The organism is Enterobacter sp. PL_is514 (genome assembly GCF_055816715.1).
The window spans coordinates 424,801-444,241 of record NZ_JBVPGN010000036.1 but is presented as its reverse complement, the minus strand read 5'-3'; the positions used below and the strand labels follow the sequence as shown (position 1 = coordinate 444,241).

At 55.1% G+C, this 19,441-nt stretch carries 16 protein-coding genes; 10 read left to right on the top strand and 6 right to left on the bottom strand.

Going from position 1 to position 19,441, the window contains the following annotated elements:
• Positions 1-58: 58 nt before the first annotated feature.
• Entirely contained in the window at positions 59-1,168 is a 1,110-nt protein-coding gene (locus tag AC0TNG_RS22375; protein WP_463726894.1) for a YcbX family protein, read from the top strand.
• Here the strand turns inward: AC0TNG_RS22375 and zapC are convergent.
• Together zapC and pyrD are read right to left on the bottom strand one after the other, a co-directional pair.
• A complete protein-coding gene (gene zapC, locus AC0TNG_RS22370) occupies positions 1,165-1,707 on the bottom strand; it encodes a cell division protein ZapC (protein ID WP_023311020.1) in 543 nt (180 codons plus the stop codon). The two genes, AC0TNG_RS22375 and zapC, sit on opposite strands and share 4 nt — an antisense overlap.
• Before the next feature lie 166 nt (positions 1,708-1,873).
• Positions 1,874-2,884 carry a quinone-dependent dihydroorotate dehydrogenase gene (gene pyrD / locus AC0TNG_RS22365; protein WP_024907773.1) on the bottom strand — a complete coding sequence of 337 codons (1,011 nt, stop codon included), beginning with the start codon at positions 2,882-2,884 and terminating at the stop codon, positions 1,874-1,876.
• 248 nt (positions 2,885-3,132) lie between these two features.
• On the opposite strand from pyrD, the gene ssuE reads away from it, so the two are divergent.
• Genes ssuE through ssuB form a run of 5 tightly spaced genes read left to right on the top strand, consistent with a single transcriptional unit; the run spans position 3,133 to position 7,373 of the window.
• Positions 3,133-3,708, top strand: a complete 576-nt coding sequence (gene ssuE, locus AC0TNG_RS22360) for an NADPH-dependent FMN reductase (protein WP_024907774.1) — start codon at positions 3,133-3,135, stop codon at positions 3,706-3,708.
• Positions 3,701-4,663, top strand: coding sequence for an aliphatic sulfonate ABC transporter substrate-binding protein (locus AC0TNG_RS22355; RefSeq protein ID WP_473713114.1), 963 nt, complete (start codon positions 3,701-3,703; stop codon positions 4,661-4,663). Before ssuE ends, AC0TNG_RS22355 begins: the two co-directional genes overlap by 8 nt.
• Positions 4,660-5,805, top strand: coding sequence for an FMNH2-dependent alkanesulfonate monooxygenase (gene ssuD / locus AC0TNG_RS22350; protein ID WP_024907776.1), 1,146 nt, complete (start codon positions 4,660-4,662; stop codon positions 5,803-5,805). Before AC0TNG_RS22355 ends, ssuD begins: the two co-directional genes overlap by 4 nt.
• Positions 5,806-5,814: 9 nt before the next feature.
• On the top strand, positions 5,815-6,606 hold the full coding sequence (gene ssuC, locus AC0TNG_RS22345; protein WP_290094685.1) for an aliphatic sulfonate ABC transporter permease SsuC: 792 nt from the start codon (positions 5,815-5,817) through the stop codon (positions 6,604-6,606).
• A complete protein-coding gene (ssuB, locus tag AC0TNG_RS22340) occupies positions 6,603-7,373 on the top strand; it encodes an aliphatic sulfonates ABC transporter ATP-binding protein (protein WP_473713113.1) in 771 nt (256 codons plus the stop codon). The genes ssuC and ssuB overlap by 4 nt, the downstream gene beginning before the upstream one ends.
• 48 nt (positions 7,374-7,421) lie before the next feature.
• Here the strand turns inward: ssuB and pepN are convergent, their stop codons facing one another.
• The gene (gene pepN, locus AC0TNG_RS22335; protein WP_157188861.1) at positions 7,422-10,034 is read right to left on the bottom strand and encodes an aminopeptidase N; all 2,613 of its coding nucleotides are present in this window, start codon (positions 10,032-10,034) and stop codon (positions 7,422-7,424) included.
• Between the two features lie 254 nt (positions 10,035-10,288).
• On the opposite strand from pepN, the gene pncB reads away from it, so the two are divergent.
• The 4 genes from pncB (at position 10,289) to aspC (ending at position 16,131) form a co-directional block, all read left to right on the top strand.
• Positions 10,289-11,491: a nicotinate phosphoribosyltransferase gene (gene pncB, locus AC0TNG_RS22330; protein ID WP_024907780.1), complete on the top strand. Its 1,203-nt coding sequence runs from the start codon at positions 10,289-10,291 to the stop codon at positions 11,489-11,491.
• A gap of 166 nt (positions 11,492-11,657) precedes the next feature.
• Positions 11,658-13,058 carry an asparagine--tRNA ligase gene (gene asnS / locus AC0TNG_RS22325; protein WP_024907781.1) on the top strand — a complete coding sequence of 467 codons (1,401 nt, stop codon included), beginning with the start codon at positions 11,658-11,660 and terminating at the stop codon, positions 13,056-13,058.
• A gap of 606 nt (positions 13,059-13,664) precedes the next feature.
• Positions 13,665-14,756, top strand: a complete 1,092-nt coding sequence (locus AC0TNG_RS22320) for a porin (protein WP_023615888.1) — start codon at positions 13,665-13,667, stop codon at positions 14,754-14,756.
• 184 nt (positions 14,757-14,940) lie between these two features.
• On the top strand, positions 14,941-16,131 hold the full coding sequence (gene aspC / locus AC0TNG_RS22315; protein WP_248273083.1) for an amino acid aminotransferase: 1,191 nt from the start codon (positions 14,941-14,943) through the stop codon (positions 16,129-16,131).
• A gap of 50 nt (positions 16,132-16,181) precedes the next feature.
• On the opposite strand, the gene AC0TNG_RS22310 is transcribed toward aspC, so the two are convergent.
• The 3 genes from AC0TNG_RS22310 to ldtD all read right to left on the bottom strand — a co-directional run bounded on the left by AC0TNG_RS22310 (position 16,182) and on the right by ldtD (position 19,399).
• Entirely contained in the window at positions 16,182-16,829 is a 648-nt protein-coding gene (locus AC0TNG_RS22310) for an MBL fold metallo-hydrolase (protein WP_473713112.1), read from the bottom strand.
• Between the two features lie 20 nt (positions 16,830-16,849).
• Entirely contained in the window at positions 16,850-17,401 is a 552-nt protein-coding gene (mepK, locus tag AC0TNG_RS22305; protein WP_023335137.1) for a peptidoglycan L,D-endopeptidase MepK, read from the bottom strand.
• Between the two features lie 174 nt (positions 17,402-17,575).
• Positions 17,576-19,399, bottom strand: coding sequence for a L,D-transpeptidase (ldtD, locus tag AC0TNG_RS22300; protein ID WP_090417519.1), 1,824 nt, complete (start codon positions 19,397-19,399; stop codon positions 17,576-17,578).
• Positions 19,400-19,441 lie beyond the last annotated feature (42 nt).

Genomic DNA, 19,441 nt, shown 5'->3' with positions numbered 1-19,441 from the left:
CTAATATGGCGTGTATGTCATAAAGTTGAAGGCTTATTTTCATTTGTGGGAGTGTGCAGTGGCGACGTTATCCAGGCTTTTTATTCATCCGGTGAAATCCATGCGCGGCATCGGCGTCTCTCACGCGCTGGCCGACATGAGCGGATTCGCCTTCGATCGTATTTTTATGGTCACCGAGCCTGACGGTACGTTCATTACCGCACGTCAGTTCCCGCAGATGGTTCGCTTTACCCCTTCCCCACTTCATGACGGTTTGCACCTGACCGCGCCGGACGGTTCCAGCGCGGTGATTCGCTTTGCTGATTTTGCGCTCGTCGATGCGCCAACGGAAGTGTGGGGTAACCATTTTACCGCGCGCATCGCCCCGGATGAGATTAACCGCTGGCTGAGCGGCTTCTTCTCCCGCGACGTTCAACTACGCTGGGTTGGGCCTGAACTGACGCGTCGCGTGAAGCGCCACGACGCCGTTCCCCTCTCCTTCGCCGATGGCTTCCCGTTCCTGCTGACTAACGAAGCCTCGCTGCGTGATTTACAACGCCGCTGCAAAGCCAGCGTTCAGATGGAACAGTTTCGTCCGAACCTGGTGGTGACCGGTGTTGACGCCTGGGACGAAGACACCTGGAAAGTGATCCGCATTGGCAGCGTCATCTTTGATGTCGTAAAACCCTGTAGCCGCTGCATTTTCACCACGGTGAGCCCGGAGAAAGGCCAGAAGCACCCTTCCGGCGAACCGCTGAAGACGCTGCAGTCATTCCGCACCGCGCAGGACAACGGCGATGTGGATTTCGGCCAGAACCTGATCCCGCGCTCCAGCGGTGCAATCCGCGTTGGTGATGAGGTAGAGATCCTTGCCCGAGGGCCTGCAAGAGTGTACGGCTCAGGTCAGGAAGAAGAAATGGTCGACGTTGTGACGAATGTCGCCTCTGCGGTAGATATTCACTGGCAGGGAAACATCATCCGTGGCAACAACCAGCAGGTATTACTGGAGCAACTGGAGCAGGCAGGTATTCGCGTCCCCTATTCCTGTCGCGCAGGCATTTGCGGATGCTGCCGCATCAGGCTGGTGGATGGCGAAGTAAGTGCGTTGAAAAAATCGGCAATTGGAAATGATGGCACAATTCTGTGCTGTAGCTGCATACCGAAAACGTCCGTACAGCTGGAAGCTTAAACCGCCTGTTCGAGGCTGAAAGAATCTACGCGCAGCTGTGGCTTCAGCCTGTCGTTCATCACTTTAATGGCATCGCCAAGCTGCATCGTCCGCCCGGCAATGGTTACGCCGGGCTGGGCCAGCAGGCAGAGCGCAGCATTTTCACCAGGCTCAACCACCAGCAGGCTTACCTCTTCTGCGGTATCGCTCAGATTGACGCTCGCCGCATCACCCGTTGCCGGGGTCCAGCTCATACCGTGCGCAAGAAAATGCCAGCTTTTTGGCATTTGCGGTTTCAGGAAGCGGATAGCCACCAGCGCATTTAATACCAGCTCGGCACGCTGCTCTTTAGAAAGCACCAGATCGCGGCATTTTTCCTCAAAGGAGAAATAAAGCGCCGCATCGTCAACGCAAAAGCCCGACGGGGAAAACGCGTCCGGGGTTAACATTCGGCGGGCGAAACGAGAGCGAAACAACATGCCATTGGCTAAATCGAGCATCATTCGATCATGCTCGTCGCAAAAATACCAGCGCCAGTTATCGTCAGGTTTAATTCGCATGTTTCTCTCCCGTCCCCGAAACGTCCTGTACTAAAAATGTCCTGATCGCCGCTTCGTTTATAACACCATTAATAAAAGACTATAATGTCTAAATAAGCAACAGTGACGGAATATAAAACAACCAGGGCTGGAAATAAAGCCCTGGTTGTCTGATTAAGAGAAAAGATTAGATATGAGTAACGATTTCTTTAATCAGCGGTGGTCCTTTAAAAATAAAGCCGGAATAGATTTGCACCAGTGACGCACCCGCCGCCATCTTCTCGCGCGCAGCAATCACGGAGTCGATGCCACCGACGCCAATAATCGGCAGGCGTCCTTTTAATTCCGCAGACAGGGCGCGAATAATCTCGGTGCTTTTTAATTGTACCGGACGTCCGCTTAACCCACCCGCTTCGTCACAGTTTTTCATTCCCTGCACGAGGGAGCGATCGAGGGTGGTATTGGTTGCAATCACACCATCAATATTATGGCGAACTAAACTGTCGGCAACCTGGATCAATTCTTCGACAGAAAGATCCGGGGCGATCTTAACCGCGACCGGAACATATTTATGGTGGACCGTCTGGAGTTCATTTTGCTTATTTTTAATGGCGCTCAGAAGATCGTCCAGCGCTTCGCCATATTGTAAGGAGCGCAACCCCGGAGTATTGGGTGAAGAAATATTCACCGCAATATAACCGGCATAGGCGTAGACTTTTTCCATACAAATCAGATAGTCATCTTTACCCTGCTCGACCGGTGTGTCTTTATTTTTGCCGATATTGATGCCCAGAATTCCGTCAAAGTGGGCTTTTTTAACGTTCTCAACAAGGTGATCAACGCCAAGGTTATTAAAGCCCATGCGGTTGATCAGCCCTTCGGCTTCAACCAGGCGGAACAGGCGCGGCTTGTCATTTCCCGGCTGCGGGCGCGGCGTGACGGTCCCGATTTCAATAGAGCCAAAGCCCATCGCGCCCAGGGCATCGATACACTCGCCATTTTTGTCCAGACCAGCCGCCAGACCCAGCGGGTTTTTAAAGGTCAGACCCATGCACTGCACAGGTTTTACCGGGACATTCTGACGCACCAGCGCGGCCAGCGGCGTTCCGGTAATACGACGTAATTGCTGCATTGTAAATTCATGAGCGCGCTCAGGGTCGAGCTGGAAAAGAGCTTTACGAACGAAGGGGTAGTACATGAACTCTCCTGGATTCCCGGTGTGCAAACCGGGAGGGGATTATGGGCGATCCACGCGCGAAAGGGAATTGACCTGCGGCAAAAAATCAGCGTAAAACGCAATCGTTTACCTCCCTGTCTATTTCTTATGCACTTTTTCGCATTTTAATTGCAGATAAATCATTTAGTGGAATAACCGCGCGGTGTCACACTCCTGAAAATTGTTATGAATGTTAGATAAAAGCAAACAATTAGTTATAAGGAGGAAGTATGCGCGTCATTACCCTGGCCGGAAGTCCACGATTCCCTTCGCGCTCCAGCGCCCTGCTGGAATATGCCCGCGAAAAACTCAATGCCCTGGATGTGGAAGTGTGCCACTGGAACCTGCATAACTTCGAACCTGAAGATCTGCTTTATGCCCGTTTCGACAGCCCTGCGCTTAAAACGCTCATCGAGCAGCTTAACGGCGCTGACGGCCTAATTGTGGCAACGCCCATTTATAAAGCCTCTTTTTCCGGGGCGCTGAAAACCCTGCTCGATCTGCTTCCGGAACGTGCCCTGGACGGCAAAGTCGTACTGCCGCTGGCAACGGGCGGTACGGTTGCCCATCTACTGGCCGTGGATTATGCCCTGAAGCCGGTGCTGAACGCGCTGAAAGCGCAGGAGATCCTCCACGGCGTTTTCGCCGATGACTCCCAGGTTATCGATTATCAACATAAACCTCATTTTACGCCGAACCTGCAAACCCGCCTCGATACTGCCCTGGAAACCTTCTGGCATGCTCTGCACCGCAGGGATATCCAGGCGCCGGCGTTTGGTCAGGCTCAAGGAGTCGCACATGTTTAAAACATTAACCCGTATCGGCCTGGCAGGTCTGATGGCGCTTTCCTCGCTGGCCCATGCCGCAGAAACGGCTCCGGAAAGTTTACGCATTGGCTATCAGAAAGGCAGCGTCAGCATGGTGCTGGCGAAAAGCCACCAGCTTCTGGAAAAACGCTTCCCGGACACCAAATTCTCCTGGGTGGAGTTCCCGGCTGGCCCGCAGATGCTGGAGGCCCTGAACGTCGGCAGTATCGATCTCGGCAGTACGGGTGATATTCCGCCGATATTCGCCCAGGCGGCGGGAGCGGATCTCATCTATGTTGGCGTTGAGCCGCCCAAGCCGAAGGCCGAGGTGATCCTGGTGCCTGAAAACAGCGATATCAAAAGCGTCGCCGATCTTAAAGGGCATAAGGTCGCATTCCAGAAGGGTTCCAGCTCACACAACCTGCTGCTGCGTGCCCTGCAAGAAGCCGGACTCAAGTTCACTGACATTCAACCTGTTTACCTGACGCCTGCCGACGCGCGCGCCGCGTTCCAGCAGAAGAACGTTGATGCCTGGGCCATCTGGGATCCGTACTACTCCGCCGCATTGCTGCAGGGCGGCGTTCGCGTGCTGAAAGACGGCACCACGCTGAAGCAGACCGGTTCGTTCTATCTGGCCGCGCGTCCTTATGCGGAAAAGAACGGCGCATTTATTCAGGGCGTACTGGATACCTTTACCCAGGCCGATGCGCTGACCCAGACCCAGCGCCAGGAGAGCATTACCCTGCTGGCGAAAACCATGGGCTTACCTGAACCGGTGATCGCGAGCTATCTCAACCACCGTCCACCGACCACCATCACGCCCGTGGACGCCCACGTCGCCGCGCTTCAGCAACAAACGGCTGACCTTTTCTATCAAAACCACCTGGTGCCGAAACAGGTCACTATTCGCGAACGCATCTGGCAGCCCGCAGGCAAAGAAGGAGCTAAATCATGAGTCTGAATCTTTTCTGGTTTTTACCCACCCACGGTGACGGACACTATCTTGGTACAGAAGAGGGTTCGCGCCCGGTTGACCACGGCTACCTGCAGCAGATTGCGCAGGCGGCGGACCGAATCGGTTTCACCGGAGTGCTTATCCCGACCGGACGTTCATGTGAAGATGCCTGGCTCGTGGCCGCGTCGATGATCCCGGTCACCCAGCGTCTGAAGTTCCTGGTTGCGTTACGCCCGAGCGTTGTCTCCCCCACCGTGGCGGCGCGTCAGGCGGCAACGCTGGACAGACTGTCCAACGGCCGCGCCCTGTTTAACCTGGTGACGGGCAGCGATCCGCAGGAGCTGGCGGGCGATGGGGTATTTCTCGACCATACCGAGCGCTATGAAGCCTCCGCCGAGTTCACCCGCGTCTGGCGACGTCTGCTGGAAGGTGAAACCGTTACCTTTGAAGGAAAGCATATTCACGTTCGCGACGCGAAACTCTACTTCCCGCCGGTGCAGCAGCCGCGCCCGCCGCTCTATTTTGGCGGATCGTCGGATGTGGCCCAGGATCTGGCGGCAGAGCAGGTCGATCTCTATCTGACCTGGGGCGAACCGCCTGCGCTGGTGAAAGAAAAAATTGCCCAGGTACGCGCTAAGGCGGCCGCCCATGGCCGCAAGGTGCGCTTCGGCATTCGCCTGCATGTGATTGTTCGCGAAACCAATGAAGAAGCCTGGCAGGCGGCGGACCGCCTGATCTCGCATCTGGATGATGAAACGATCGCCAGAGCCCAGGCCGCATTTGCCAAAACCGACTCCGTCGGGCAGCACCGAATGGCGTCCCTGCACAACGGCAAGCGCGAGAACCTGGAGATCAGCCCGAACCTGTGGGCAGGCGTCGGTCTGGTGCGCGGCGGTGCAGGCACAGCGCTGGTCGGCGACGGACCGACCGTGGCCGCGCGGATTAATGAATACGCCGAGCTGGGCATCGATAGCTTTATTCTCTCCGGCTATCCGCATCTGGAAGAGGCGTACAAGGTGGGCGAGCTGTTATTCCCGCATCTGGATGTCGCCATTCCGGAAATTCCACAGCCGCAGCGGCTTCAGCTTCAGGGCGAAGCCGTGGCGAACGAGTTTATTCCACGCAAAGCCGCACAGAGCTAAGGAGTGACCATGTCTGCCACCTCACATAAATGGCTGCTGCGCGCCGCGCCGTGGTTTTTACCCGTCGGCATTGTGGCACTCTGGCAGCTCGCGTCGTCCACCGGCTGGCTGTCGAGCCGTATTCTGCCCTCCCCGGAGGGCGTCGTAGAAGCGTTCTGGTCGCTGAGCGTGAGCGGTGAGCTGTGGCAGCATCTGGCGATCAGCTCCTGGCGCGCCGTGATTGGGTTTTCCATCGGCGGCGGCATCGGTCTGGTTCTGGGCCTGATCAGTGGCCTTTCCCGCTGGGGCGAGCGGCTGCTGGATACCTCTATTCAGATGCTGCGCAACGTGCCGCATCTGGCGCTGATCCCGCTGGTTATCCTGTGGTTTGGGATTGATGAGAGCGCCAAGATCTTCCTCGTGGCGTTGGGCACATTGTTCCCGATCTACATCAACACCTGGCACGGGATCCGCAATATCGATCGCGGTCTGGTGGAGATGGCGCGCAGCTACGGCTTATCGGGTTTTTCTCTTTTTATACACGTGATCCTGCCGGGCGCCCTGCCCTCCATTATGGTCGGGGTGCGTTTTGCGCTCGGCCTGATGTGGCTGACGCTGATTGTAGCGGAGACTATCTCGGCCAATTCAGGCATTGGTTACCTGGCGATGAACGCCCGCGAATTCCTGCAAACGGACGTGGTGGTGGTTGCCATCATTCTGTATGCCCTGCTCGGCAAACTCGCCGACGTTAGCGCCCAGTGGCTGGAGCGCAGCTGGCTGCGCTGGAACCCGGCCTACACTCTTCAGGAGGCGAAAGCATGAATACTGCACGACTGAACCAGGGAACACCGTTACTGCTGAACGGCGTAACCAAACGCTACGGCGAAAACATCATTCTTAACGGGCTGGATCTGCATATTCCCGCCGGACAATTTGTGGCCGTTGTCGGGCGCAGCGGCGGCGGCAAGAGTACCCTGCTAAGGCTGCTGGCCGGACTGGAAGCCCCTAACGGCGGCGACATTCTGGCAGGAACAACGCCGCTTTCGAATATTCAGGACGATACCCGCATGATGTTTCAGGACGCGCGGCTGCTGCCGTGGAAAACGGTTATCGACAATGTCGGGCTCGGTCTTAAGGGCAGCTGGCGGGATGAAGCCCGCCAGGCACTGGCCGCCGTTGGGCTGGAAAATCGAGCCGATGAATGGCCTGCCGCCCTCTCGGGTGGGCAGAAGCAGCGCGTGGCGCTGGCGCGGGCGTTGATTCACCGTCCTGGCCTGCTGCTGCTTGATGAACCGCTCGGCGCGCTGGACGCCCTGACGCGAATCGAAATGCAGGATTTGATTGGATCCCTGTGGCAGGCGCACGGCTTTACGGTACTGCTGGTGACGCATGACGTGAGCGAAGCCGTCGCGATGGCGGACCGGGTGCTGTTAATAGAGGACGGGAAAATAGGTCTGGATCTGACGGTGGATCTTCCGCGGCCTCGTCGCGTGGGCTCAGCAAGACTGGCGGAGCTCGAAGCTGAGGTATTAGATCGAGTGATGAAGCGCGGGAGCATAGAGTTACAGCGAGCTAAGGCTAATGCCTGATGCCCTCACCCGGCCCTCTCCCACGGGGAGAGGGAGGGTTAACTTATTTTACGCTAACGCTTTGGCGATCTTCTCGTACAAATCACCAGACAGATTTTCCAGCCCTTTCAGCTGCTCAAGCGCGGCACGCATCTTCGCCTGACGCTTCGCATCGTAACGCTTCAGACGGATCAGCGGCTCAATCAGACGCGACGCCACCTGCGGGTTACGGCTGTTCAGCTCGGTCAGCATTTCCACCATGAACTGATAACCGCTACCGTCTTCGGCGTGGAACGCCGCCGGGTTGCTGCTGGCAAACGCGCCAATCAGCGAACGCACGCGGTTTGGGTTGCTCAGGGTGAAAGAACGATGCTTCAGCAGGCTGCGTACGTTGCTGAGTGCATCGGCCGCCGGGCTGGTCGCCTGCAGGATGAACCACTTGTCCATCACCAGGCCATCCTGATGCCACTTGTCGTCGTACTCCTGCATCAGCGCATCGCGGCACGGCAGTTCGGCGGCAACGCTTGCGCCCAGCGCGGCCAGGGCGTCGGTCATGTTATCCGCCTCGTGATACTGCTTGCTCACCAGGGTGTTCGCCAGCTCGGTTTCACCAAACGCCAGATAGCGCAGGCAGGTGTTGCGCAGAGAACGTTTACCAATGTCCGCGTGCTCAACGCGATAAGCGTCAAGCTTGTTGGCGTTATAAATGGCGAGGAACTCGTCCGCCAGTTCAGCAGCCAGCGTACGGGTCAGCGCTTCACGCACCGCCACGATCGCGATCGGATCGATAATCTCGAACAACTCGGCGATTTCAGTCGCTGACGGCAGGGTCAGAATTTCAGCGGCCAATGCAGGGTCAATCTTCTCATCCAGCAGGATCGCGCGGAACGCGTCAGCTACGTGAACAGGCAGCGACAGCGGCTGGCCCTGCTGATGGCGGTTTACGTTGAGCTTGATGTAGGTTGCCAGCAGGCTTTGTGCGGCATCCCAGCGGGAGAAGTCGTTACGCGCGTGACGCATCAGGAACGTCAGCTGCTGATCGCTCCACTTGTACTCCAGCTTCACCGGCGCGGAGAATTCACACAGCAGCGCAGGCACCGGCTGGAAGTAGACGTTATCGAAGATAAAGGTCTGCTCGGCCTGGGTCACGTTCAGCACGTTGTGTACCGGGTGGCCGCCCTTCTGCAGCGGGATGACTTTGCCTTCGTTATCGTACAGCTCAATGCTGAACGGAATATGCAGCGGGTATTTCTCTTCCTGCTCTGCCGTCGGCGGCGTGCGCTGGCTGATGGTCAGCGTGTACTGCTCGGTTTCCGGATTGTAGTCGTCTTTGACGGTAACAATCGGCGTACCGGCCTGGCTGTACCAGCGGCGGAAGTGAGAGAGATCGACATTAGAGGCATCTTCCATTGCCTGCACAAAATCGTCGCAGGTGGCCGCGCTGCCGTCATGACGCTCGAAGTAGAGCTGCATCCCTTTCTGGAAGTTCTCTTCCCCCAGCAGGGTGTGGATCATGCGGATAATTTCGGCGCCCTTCTCGTACACCGTCAGGGTGTAGAAGTTGTTCATTTCGATGACTTTATCCGGACGGATCGGGTGCGCCATTGGGCTGGCATCTTCCGCAAACTGCAGGCCGCGCATGGTACGCACGTTGTTGATGCGGTTTACCGCGCGTGAACCCAGATCGGAGCTGAACTCCTGGTCACGGAAGACGGTCAGTCCCTCTTTCAGGCTCAGCTGGAACCAGTCGCGGCAGGTGACGCGGTTGCCGGTCCAGTTGTGAAAATATTCGTGGCCGATGACGCGTTCGATATCGAGGTAGTCTTTGTCCGTTGCGGTATCGGTACGCGCCAGCACGTATTTGGAGTTAAAGACGTTCAGGCCTTTATTCTCCATTGCGCCCATGTTGAAGAAATCGACGGCGACGATCATATAGATGTCGAGGTCATATTCGAGGCCGAAGCGCTCCTCGTCCCACTTCATGGAGTTGATGAGGGAAGTCATCGCCCACGGCGCGCGGTCAAGGTTGCCGCGGTCAACAAACAGCTCCAGCGCCACCTCGCGGCCTGAGCGCGTTTTGAAGGTGTCGCGCAGCACGTCGAAGTCCCCCGCCACCAGCGCAAACAGGTAGCACGGTTTCGGGAAGGGATCCTGCCACTGTACCCAGTGACGGCCATTCTCCAGCTCGCCTTCACCTACGCGGTTACCGTTGGAGAGCAGGAAGGGATAGAGGGTTTTATCGGCGATGATTTTGGTGGTGAAGCGCGCCAGGACGTCCGGACGGTCGAGATACCACGTAATGTGGCGGAACCCTTCCGCTTCACACTGGGTACACAGCGCCACGCCTGACTGATAAAGCCCTTCCAGCGCGGTGTTGGCAGCCGGGCTGATTTCATTCACGATGCGCAGCGTAAACTGATCCGGCAGGTTGTCGATGACCAGCTGGTTGTTTTCTTCTTTATAGTCCGACCAGGCTTCATCATTAATATGCAGGGAGACCAGCGTCAGGTCTTCGCCATCCAGACGCAGCGGCACCGCAGTTGCGCTGTGGCGCGTCACCTGACTCACCGCCGTGACAACGGTTTTAGTGGCATCCAGGTCAAAAGTCAGATCGATTTCGCTAATCAGGTAATCCGGCGCACGGTAGTCGTGGCGGTATTTGGCTTGTGGCTGTTGTGTCATAGAAAACCTTATGCATCGTTTGTCGAGTAACGTTTCAATATATTCCTGTTGCGCAAAACGCGCTATGCAGAATGTTCATCTTTTCAGGGTCAAAACCTTTTTTTGCTACATTTGTATAACACGGGGCACAAAATGCCCTCGACCATAAAACGCGCTTATGTTGTGATCGGGGTTCAATAAATCACTAAACAAGGTATACTCCGGAGTTGTTTATTGTACTAAACGCTCCTGTGAGAGGATGCTACTGCGCACCTATGACTCAATTCGCTTCTCCAGTTCTGCATACGTTGCTGGATACCGACGCGTATAAACTGCATATGCAGCAAGCCGTTTTCCACCATTACTATGACGTTCATGTCGCGGCGGAATTCCGCTGCCGTGGCGACGACTTGCTCGGTATCTACGCAGACGCCATCCGTGAACAGGTCAATGCTATGCAGCATCTGACGCTGCAGGACGAGGAATTTCAGTGGCTTTCTGGCCTGCCTTTCTTCAAAGCCGACTACCTGAACTGGCTGCGCGATTTCCGCTATAAGCCGGAGCAGGTCACCGTGCTTAACGATAACGGCAAGCTGGATATTCGCCTTGAAGGTCCATGGCGGGAAGTGATCATGTGGGAAGTGCCGCTTCTGGCGGTGATCAGCGAACTGGCTCACCGCTACCGTTCGCCGGAAACGGGCGTCGAGCAGGCGGTCGCCGCGCTGGAAAATAAACTCGCTGCCTTCTCCACGCTGACCGAAGGGTTAGAAATGTCCCGCTTCCGCCTGATGGACTTTGGCACCCGTCGTCGTTTCTCGCGCGACGTTCAGGAGGCCATCGTTAAACGTCTTCAGCAGGAGCCGTGGTTTGTAGGCACCAGTAACTACGATCTGGCACGTCGCCTTAGCCTGACGCCAATGGGTACCCAGGCGCACGAGTGGTTCCAGGCGCATCAGCAGATCAGCCCCGATCTGGCTAACAGCCAGCGCGCGGCACTGGCCGCATGGCTTGAGGAGTACCCGAATCAACTCGGGATCGCCCTCACCGACTGTATTACGATGGATGCCTTCCTGCGCGACTTTGGTCCCGAGTTCGCTGAACGTTACCAGGGATTACGCCACGACTCCGGGGATCCGGTTGAATGGGGCGAGAAGGCCATTGCCCATTACGAGAAACTCGGCATTGATCCGATGAGCAAGGTGCTGGTCTTCTCCGATAATCTCGACCTGGCGAAAGCGGTCGAACTCTATCGCCATTTCAACACCCGGGTGAACCTGAGCTTCGGCATTGGTACCCGTTTGACCTGCGATATTCCTCAGGTAAAACCTCTGAATATTGTCATCAAACTGGTGGAATGTAACGGCAAGCCGGTGGCGAAGCTCTCCGACAGCCCGGGCAAAACCATCTGCCATGACAAAGCGTTTGTTCGCGCGTTGCGCAAAGCCTTCGATCTTCCTCAGATCAAAAAAGCCAGTTAAGCGCTTACGGGAGCCTTTATGGCTCCCCTCTTCTTATTTATTTCTTAATTCTTCTCTTTTGACTGCGAAATTTACTTGTCTGATAGCGGATGGCAGGTAACATAGATATCCCCCCATAAGGGTGGACAAGTGTTTATTTTTTCCGACTATTAACAGAGAGAATATTATGAGCGTTGTGCCTGTAGCCGACGTACTCCAGGGCCGTGTCGCCGTTGACCAACAGGTCACCGTGCGCGGATGGGTGCGTACCCGCCGAGATTCTAAAGCTGGCATCTCCTTCCTTGCCGTCTATGACGGTTCCTGCTTTGATCCTGTACAGGCCGTCATTAATAATTCTCTGCCCAATTACAATGATGACGTTCTGCGCCTGACGACGGGCTGTTCCGTTATTGTCACCGGCGTGGTTGTGGCATCCCCGGGCCAGGGCCAGAGTTTCGAAATTCAGGCCTCAGCCATTGAAGTCACCGGCTGGGTTGAAGATCCGGATACCTACCCGATGGCAGCAAAACGTCACAGCATTGAATACCTGCGTGAAGTGGCGCACCTGCGTCCACGTACCAACCTGATTGGTGCGGTGGCGCGCGTGCGTCATACGCTGGCGCAGGCGCTGCATCGTTTCTTCGACGAGCAGGGTTACTTCTGGGTGTCTACCCCGCTGATCACCGCGTCCGATACAGAAGGTGCGGGTGAGATGTTCCGCGTCTCGACGCTGGACATGGAAAACCTGCCGCGCACGCCGGAAGGTAAAGTGGACTATGACAAAGACTTCTTTGGTAAAGAAGCTTTCCTGACGGTATCCGGTCAGCTCAACGGCGAAACGTACGCCTGTGCGCTGTCTAAGATCTACACCTTTGGCCCAACCTTCCGTGCCGAAAACTCCAACACCAGCCGTCACCTGGCGGAATTCTGGATGCTGGAGCCGGAAGTGGCGTTCGCCGACCTGGACGATGTTGCGGGTCTGGCGGAAGCGATGCTGAAGTATGTATTCAAAGCGGTGCTGGAAGAGCGTCCTGACGACATGAAATTCTTCGCAGAACGCGTAGACAGCGATGCTGTGGCGCGTCTGGAGCGTTTTGTGTCTGCCGACTTTGCGCAGGTGGACTATACCGACGCGGTGGCGATCCTCGAGAAATGCGGTGAGACGTTCGAGAACCCGGTTTACTGGGGCGTTGACCTGGCGTCTGAACACGAACGCTATTTGGCCGAGAAACATTTCAAAGCGCCGGTTGTCGTTAAAAACTACCCGAAAGACATTAAGGCCTTCTATATGCGCCTTAACGAAGACGGTAAAACCGTGGCAGCGATGGACGTACTGGCGCCGGGCATCGGTGAAATCATCGGTGGCTCTCAGCGTGAAGAGCGTCTTGACGTGCTGGACGCGCGTATGGAAGAGATGGGGCTCAACCCAGCGGACTACAGCTGGTACCGCGATCTGCGTCGTTACGGTACCGTACCGCACGCCGGTTTTGGTCTCGGCTTCGAGCGTCTGATCGCCTACGTTACCGGAGTTCAGAACGTTCGCGACGTGATTCCATTCCCACGTACACCACGTAACGCCAGCTTCTAATCGGTAAAAAACTAAAATGGCCAGCTTGTGCTGGCCATTATTTTATTCTGCATTGTCAGTTTTCGTCAGCGCAAAGTCAGCTTCTTTAAACCATCACCCCGTCACAACCACTACCTGTTACGTTTTGTTTCCGCGAAATATTCAGCCACAAAAAATAAACCCCATTCTTATTGCGATTATTACATCCTCAAGCGTTAGCACAAATTTCAACCACTTTTACAGCCATCCAGAAGGCTTTCTGGGGTCATAAGAAAAACTGAGTCGTTTAGCCTCTGTTTATATGAATCGCCGTTATCTCAATTAATCATAAGGAATTCATATATATAGGATATGCCCTGTCGCTTAATTCGCCAGGGCACTCTGAAGTTTGAGGTGGTTCACAAAGTTCCCAGAAATAAATATTTAGTTACATATATTTTCTTTCAGTTACTTAATCTTGAGAATTGTAGCACTTTCAGGCTAGCGAAACGCTTCGCCGAATGGAAAGATGCCTGTCAGATACATAAAGACACCAAACTCTCATCAATAGTTCCGGAAATATTTATTGACAGAATTTATTGACGGCAGTGGCGAGTGTCATAAAAAAACCAATGAGGGTAATAAATAATGATGAAGCGCAATATTCTGGCAGTGGTTATCCCTGCTCTGCTGGTAGCTGGTGCAGCTAACGCTGCAGAAATCTATAACAAAAACGCTAACAAGCTGGACTTCTACGGTAAAGCTGTAGGTGAGCATCAATGGACTACTAACGGTGCATCTAATAACAACGATACCACCTATGCCCGTATCGGTTTCAAAGGTGAAACCCAGGTTAACGACCAACTGGTAGGTTACGGCCAGTGGGAATACAACATGGACGCTTCCTCTCAGGAAGGTGCTCAGGGTACCAAAACCCGTCTGGCTTTCGCGGGTCTGAAAGCGGGTGAATACGGTTCATTTGATTACGGCCGTAACTACGGTGTGTTCTATGATGCGCTGGCTTCAACCGATATGCTGGTTATCTGGGGTGGCGACTCTCTGGCCGCAACTGATAACTTCATGACCTCACGTAGCACCGGTTTAGCTACCTACCGTAACTCTAACTTCTTCGGTCTGGTTGATGGTCTGGCACTGGGCCTGCAGTACCAGGGTAAAAATGAAAACGGCCACACCACTTCTCGCCAGAACGGCGATGGCGGCAGCTACTCTCTGGGTTATGACTTCGCAGACGGCTTCAACGTAACCGCGGCATACACCAACTCTGACCGTTCCACTAAGCAGACTGCCGATGGTAAAGGTGAACGTGCTGAAGGTTGGGCAACGTCACTGAAATATGATGCGAACAGCGTATATGCATCTGTTATGTACGGTGAATCCCGTAACATGACTCGTGAAAACGATGACGAATTCGCGAACAAAACGCAGAACTTCGAAGCTGTGGTTCAATACCAGTTCGACTTTGGTCTGCGTCCATCCATTGGCTATGTGCAGTCTAAGGGTAAAGACCTGACAGGCCGTACTGCTAACGGTGCTACTTTCGCAGGTGGCGATGCTGATCTGGTTAAATACATCGAAGTGGGTACCTGGTACTACTTCAACAAGAACATGAACGTTTATGCTGCGTACAAGTTCAACTTGCTGGATGAGAATGATTACACCCGTGCAACAGCTCTGTCTACCGACGACCAGGCTGGTGTTGGTATCGTTTACCAGTTCTAATCAGAACACCACTTTGTTATATGCTTAATGAACAGGGCTTCGGCCCTGTTTTTTTATGCGTGACAGAAAATAATGGCGACTTTTGAAAAGCCGCACGCTTTTCGTCGCAAACGGTTGGCATTTTGTAAATCTACCGTTAACCTGATAGCGGATTTCACTTCTGTAATCACAATGGAACTTCGTCATGTTTGAGAACATTACCGCCGCTCCTGCCGACCCGATTCTGGGCCTGGCCGATCTGTTTCGTGCCGACGACCGCCCTGGCAAAATCAACCTGGGTATTGGTGTATATAAAGATGAAACCGGCAAAACTCCGGTACTGACCAGCGTCAAGAAAGCTGAGCAGTATCTGCTGGAAAACGAAACCACCAAAAACTACCTCGGTATTGATGGTATCCCTGAATTTGGTCGCTGTACCCAGGAGCTGCTGTTCGGTAAAGGCAGCGCAATTGTGAGTGACAAACGTGCCCGTACAGCACAGACTCCGGGCGGTACCGGTGCGCTGCGCGTGGCGGCGGATTTCCTTGCGAAAAACACCTCTGTTAAGCGTGTCTGGGTAAGCAACCCAAGCTGGCCTAACCACAAGAGCGTGTTTAACTCTGCGGGTCTGGAAGTGCGTGAATACGCCTACTACGACGCGGCAAACCACTCTCTCGACTTTGACGGCCTGCTGGCGAGCCTCGGCGAAGCGCAGGCAGGTGACGTGGTGCTGTTCCACGGCTGCTGCCACAACCCAACCGGTATCGATCCCACGCTTGAGCAGTGGCAACACCTGGCGAAGCTGTCCGTAGAGAAAGGCTGGCTGCCGCTGTTTGACTTTGCCTACCAGGGCTTCGCCCGTGGTCTGGAAGAAGATGCCGAAGGCCTGCGCGCGTTCGCAGCCGTGCATCAGGAGCTGATTGTCGCCAGCTCTTATTCCAAGAACTTCGGTCTGTACAATGAGCGTGTGGGTGCCTGTACGCTGGTTGCTGCTAACGAAGAGACCGTCGATCGTGCGTTCAGCCAGATGAAATCGGTTATCCGCGCTAACTACTCTAACCCACCGGCACACGGTGCGTCTGTTGTTGCCACTATCCTGAGCAACGATGCGCTGCGCGCTATCTGGGAACAAGAGCTGAACGATATGCGTCAGCGTATTCAGCGCATGCGCCTGCTGTTTGTGAACACCCTGGCTGAGAAAGGCGCGGACCGCGACTTCAGCTTTATCATCAAACAGAACGGCATGTTCTCGTTCAGCGGCCTGACCAAAGAGCAGGTTCTGCGTCTGCGTGAAGAGTTTGGCGTGTACGCCGTGGCCTCTGGCCGCGTGAACGTTGCAGGCATGACGCCTGACAACATGGCTCCACTGTGCGAAGCGATTGTCGCCGTACTGTAATTTGCGCCCATAAAAAAAGCCTGCGTTATGCAGGCTTTTTTTTATTCGGGTTACCAGACAGGCATTTCATCCTGAAGGAACGGGTTATGGAGCCGTTCATAGCCCAGCGTCGACATCGGACCGTGGCCAGGGATAAACGTCACATCATCACCCAGCGGCAATAACTTCTGTTTAATCGACTGAATCAGCTGCCCGTGATCGCCGCGCGGAAAATCGCTGCGTCCTACGCCACCTTTGAAGATCACATCGCCGGAAATCAGCAGACGAGACTGGTCATCAAAGAAGACGATATGGCCTGGCGTATGCCCAGGACAATGCAACACCTGTAAAGTCACATTCCCTACGTTAACGCGCTCTCCCTCGTTCAGCCAGCGATCGGGCGTCAGGGGCTGACACTCATCAAGGCCAAACATGCGGCTTTGGGCGGGTAACCCCTGCAGCCAGAACTCATCTTCTTTTTCCGGGCCGATCACCGGCACACCGTAGTGTTCAGCCAGTTCAGCGGCAGCACCTACATGGTCAAGATGACCATGCGTCAGCAATATTTGCATCAGCGTGACACCGCTGTCAGCGACTTCCTGCTTGATTTTCTCAGCGTCACCGCCGGGATCGACAAGCGCGGCCAGTTTAGTCTGTTCGCACCAGATCAATGAACAATTCTGGGAGAACGCGGTAACCGGAATAATACGATAGTTCATACTGCTCCTGTGTTTCGTTATTACCAGTGCCGAACCGGACCGGTATCAATATGTACAAAGTTGCTGCTGGGGTAATATCCTACACCACCTGCGCGCATAGATAACGCAGCTTTGCGAATATTGGCTAACGAAACGCCTTCAATATGGAAATCCATTGCCTGTCCCTTCGTGTGATAGCTTTTTTTCGCTACCCCGCGACTGTGGGCGCGCAATTCATTGTTGGTATCAATCGAGCGATAGCCAGAAATGAGCTGCACCGGCTTGCTGGTGCCCAGCAGGCCCTGAAGGCGGAAAATCTGATCAAACAGTCCTGGATCGATGGCTTTTATTTTATTCGCGCGGAAATCACGGAAAAAATGGTTAAGTCTTGCTAATTCATCCTGAATATAGCCTCTGCCATCGAAAAACTCCGCTTTTAGCGACTCACCGGTATGAAGATTGTTGAGCGTTAAAACTCGCGGACGAGGTGTCGAGAGGGTGGCAAATGCTGGCGTCGGCAGGATGGCCGCTGCGCCGAGCGCAACGCCACCTAACGCCAGCAGTTTGCGGCGATTAGCGTCAAATTTGTCCATGATAATCAGGTCTACAGGTAAAAGAAATCGTAATATGCTTAGCGCACGAAGGGCACCATAACTGGCAAAACCAGGTACGTCAAGGCGCCCAACCCCAGTGAATACGCGGCTTGCAGCGATATAGCCCCTTATTCACCATAACTTACGACAATCATTTTTCCCGAACTGCTTCATTTACCTGATTAATTGTTCCGCTTTTGGCAAAATTTGTGCGCCGGATCGCGCGGTGAGATCATAATTGTAAATATCTGTACGATACTGGGTACGCCCGTCCTCGCCCACAAACGCCGTCAGATAGTAAAGATTGACCGGAATATTGTGGCGAATATTAACGTAACGCGTATCCCCCTGCTTCAGGGCATCCGAAATACGCGTATCGTTCCAGCCCGCATCCTGAAGCAGCATATTGGCCAGCTCCGAGGCTTTGTTCACGCGCACGCAGCCAGAACTCAGCGCGCGGGTATCTTTCTGGAACAGGTTGTGGTTCGGCGTATCGTGCAGATAGATAGCTTCTGAACTCGGCATATTGAATTTGTAGCGCCCTAAAGAGTTATGCGCCCCGGGAGCCTGCTGGAAACGGAACGGCAGATTTGACGCTGTGATCGTCGACCAGTCGACCATATAAGGATCGATGGCCTCTTTACTGTTCCATCCACGCATCACCGTATAGCCATGACGTTCCAGATAACCCGGGTCGTTCCACACCTTCGGCAGAATGTCTTTTCGCGCCAGAGTCGGCGGTACGTTCCACGGCGGGTTTACCACCACGTTATTCAGCGCGCTGCTCATCATCGGTGTTTTGCGATCCGGACGCCCGACAATCACGCGCGACGCCAGTTTTTCGCTACCGTCCTGGTAATAGACCAGGGAATACGCCGGGATGTTAACCATAATCCCGGTAGAGAGCGTTCCCGGCAGCAGGCGCAAACGCTGGATATTGAGCGCCAGCACCCCTGCCCGCTGCGCAGGCGATACGTTCAGCCAGTCGCGCGTCGTCTGGCCAATGACGCCATCGGCCCCCAGCCCCTGAGCGGCCTGGAATTGCTTAACGGCCGCAACCAGCTCGCGATCGTAAGCCGCGGGTTTGTCGCTCAGGACAACGGCTTTCTTCTCTTTCACGGGAGCTGACGGGCTGACGGCGACGTTTTGTGGATCATCACCCGGGAGAGCAATCTTTGGCCCGCCTTCCAGAATACCGGAACGCACCAGGATCTCGCGCAGGGCGGGCACATCGCTGCTCCACTGCCCCGGACGCAGCGTCGCGGTACCGCGCATTTGCGGCCACGGACGCGTGTCCCCCACCAGCGCGAGGAGCGACTGGTGCAGAGTGGCATATTGTGGGTGCGTCGGTGCCAGGCTGGCGATAAAGCGCGGCAGTTCGCCATTATCCAGCGCTAGCTGCCATTGATTAATCACCGACAGCGCTGGCGTCGCCAGTTTGTAAGGTTTATCGCTGTACAGCCAGCGGTTGCCATTGACAGGAATACCCGCCACGAACTGCAGGTAGCCCATCATGGCATCGGAAAGCACCACGTCCCGCGCCTGCCCGGTGACAGCAGGATCGGTTAACAGCTCAACCCATTTTGTAAACTGCGGCTGAAACCCTGCAATCGCGACCTCCGCCAGCTGTTGCTGGAAGGCGCGCACGGCATCGCGGTTTTCCCACATCGGTTTCATATCGCGGGCAGCATAGAGGAGCGTGAGCTGATTGATATAGACAGGCGTGTAGCCTGACGGCAGCCCCGACTGCAGCTGCTGACTGAGCGATTCGGCGTCGATGCCTTCCGGCAGCGGTTTAATACCGGCCATGACAGCCGTCGCCGGAGACTGGTCCAGCGGCTGGGACAACGACGTTGGCTGCGCGCCTGTCGTTGCCGAGCTGTCAGTCGGCACAATTTCAGGCTCGTCGGCCTGGGCGGTTAACAGCGGAGCAAACATCACTGCCAGGCACAAACTCAGCGCAGACAGCTGACGACCACATTCTTTCTTAAGCAACATCCCTTGCCCCCTGTTTTCACGACATGCCCATCACGTTGGGGC